Raw genomic sequence first — 2526 nt, 5'->3', positions numbered from 1 at the left:
GCGACGCATTGAATTTGAAAGGCATCACAGCATCCCGCAGTCAAATCAAAGGACCAGCTACGCATCGGAAACGATTTGTGCAACACGCTCCCCGAGCGCTCAGTTTCTCTTTGAAGGCTTGCGGAAAGGCCTTGCTTCTCCGCCCTTGCCGTTTTTGCTTTTTGAACGCGGCGCTTTCGAGTCTTTGGTGTCGGTCTTGAAACGCGCCTTTTGTGCTTTCAGAGATTTGGATGTGTCAGAAGCGTTCTTATCTTGCTTTTGTCGCTTCTTATCCGTTGCGACGGGCTGTGGTTTGGCCTTTCCGCGCTCACGCGTCGGTCGCGCTTGCGGAGCCGAGTCCCGTTTTTTCTTGTCTTCGCTTGCTTGTTTGTTCGACGTGCGTGCCGCAGATTTTCCTTTGCTCTTAGGGCGCTCGGATTCAGTCCGGACATCTTGGTCAGAACGCTCGAAGCCAGGCGCAGCTTTCGACGGCTTGCCTGAATCAAGCCCTCGGGATTTGGCGGGCTCGTCCGATGATTGTGGGGCTGCAGGCGGGCCTTTGGGCGAGGCATCGAAATCTGGCGTGCCCACCAGCTCGGTCAACGTCGCACCTTGTTCTATGATGAGATCAGCGCCCAGTTCTTGTTTCATTGCGGGCACAGCATCATTGGCGATCTCGACAAAGGTCTCTTGATACTGAACGCGGATTGCGCCGATAGCGTCTTTGGACAAACCCGCGTTGCGGCACAGCATTGGCAGCAACCAACGCGGCTCCGCACGCTGTTTGCGTCCCAAAGAAAGTGAGAACCATGTGCTTGGCCCAAACGCCGCGCGCCGATCAGTGTCGCGTTTTCCAGACTCTGGTGCCGTTCCAAGGATCTCGGGTGCCGAGTGGCGCTCTCGGTAGAGGCGCATATAGGCTGCGGCGATCTGCTCGGGAGTTCTTCCGCTGAGCAGCCGCTCGGCAAAAGCCGTTTCCTCAGCACTTGGCGGCTCATCCAGGGCGGGATTGGAAATGATGCGTTCCTCTTCCCGTTTAAACACCTCATCGGCTGAGGGTGGTGCGCCCCATTCGGCCTCCAGCTTGGCGGTTTTCAGCAATCGTTGTGCCTTTGAACGCTGCCGAGCCGGCACGATCAGAATGGATGTTCCCTTGCGTCCGGCACGGCCTGTCCGTCCAGAGCGATGCAACAAAGTTTCCGCATTTGAGGGCAGATCCGCATGGATCACCAACTCCAACCCTGGAAGATCAATGCCGCGGGCGGCCACGTCGGTCGCAACGCAAACCTGCGCGCGCCCGTCACGCAGGGCTTGCATCGCGTTGGTGCGCTCTGCCTGACTGAGTTCCCCTGACAGTGAGACGACAGAAAACCCCCGATTGGAAAGTTTCGCGGTCAGGCGCGCCACCATAGACCGGGTGTTGGCGAACACAATCGTGGTTTGAACGTCGTGATAACACAGCAAATTGATGATCGCTTTTTCAATATCCGACGGAGCTACGTTCAAGGCACTATAGGTTATATCCGAATGCTGGACATCTGCGCTTCCGACCTTGATCCGCTGCGCACCCTCTTTCTGGTAGGTCCGGGCAAGCCTGGCAATGCCTCGTGGAACAGTGGCAGAGAACATCAGGGTGCGCCGGTTTTCGGGCGTTTGATCAAGGATGTATTCAAGATCTTCGGCGAACCCCATGTCCAGCATTTCATCGGCTTCGTCGAGGACGACGGTCCGCAGATCGCTCAGGTCGATCACCCCACGTGTGATATGATCGCGCAGCCGCCCAGGTGTGGCGACTACGACATGTGCGCCGCGTTCAAGCGCCCTGCGCTCTGTGCGCGCATCCATACCACCGACAGCCGATGCAGTAACGATCCCGGCTTCGGCAAACAGCCAGTCGAATTCTCTCCGCACTTGCAGAGCCAGTTCGCGCGTGGGTGCGATGACCACGGCCAAAGGCGCTGCTGGTCGGTCAAAACGGCCGTGCTTGTCGAGAAGTTCTTCCGCCATCGCCAGCCCGAAGCCCACGGTCTTGCCGGAACCGGTTTGCGCAGAGACAAGCAGATCTTTTCCTGCCAGCGCTTCATCTGACACAGCCTCTTGTACAGGCGTCAAGTTGCTATAGCCTTTTTGGGACAGAGCTGCGGACAGGGTTTTCGGGAGGGCAGAGAAATCATTCATAGGTCACCAATTGCCGGGAAAGATCTGGCGATAGTGGTTTTTGGTTCAGATGTATAGCCCGTAACGCGCGCCCGAATGCGTCAAGGATATGTCGCAAGCTTTTGTGTCTGGATTGACGATCATGCAGATTCCGGCTTGGACCTGTTACTGTCGTTAAGCGATTGACACCCGTGCCGCCACCTATCACAGATTTGGGTCGACACCATTAGTGCCGCGGCCTTGTTGACCGCCGAATGATAGTGGTTGAGCGATGACGCGAGGCGAGAATAGGTACTTAAGACCGCGTTGCACGAATAGCGCTTGGGCCGCATTTGCCCCTTTCCCCGGTTCGTTATGCGACACGTTCATAGGTCGCACGACCTAGACGGG

At 57.0% G+C, this 2526-nt stretch carries 1 protein-coding gene; it reads right to left on the bottom strand.

Translation table 11 applies throughout. The features are described from left to right. Positions 1–99: 99 nt before the first annotated feature. Positions 100–2091 carry a DEAD/DEAH box helicase gene (locus ACR0ID_RS20305; protein WP_480608389.1) on the bottom strand — a complete coding sequence of 664 codons (1992 nt, stop codon included), beginning with the start codon at positions 2089–2091 and terminating at the stop codon, positions 100–102. Positions 2092–2526 lie beyond the last annotated feature (435 nt).

The organism is Ruegeria sp. AL2, assembly GCF_056540845.1.
The sequence above is the reverse complement of the archived record's forward strand: the minus strand, read 5'-3'. Positions and strand labels throughout refer to the sequence as shown.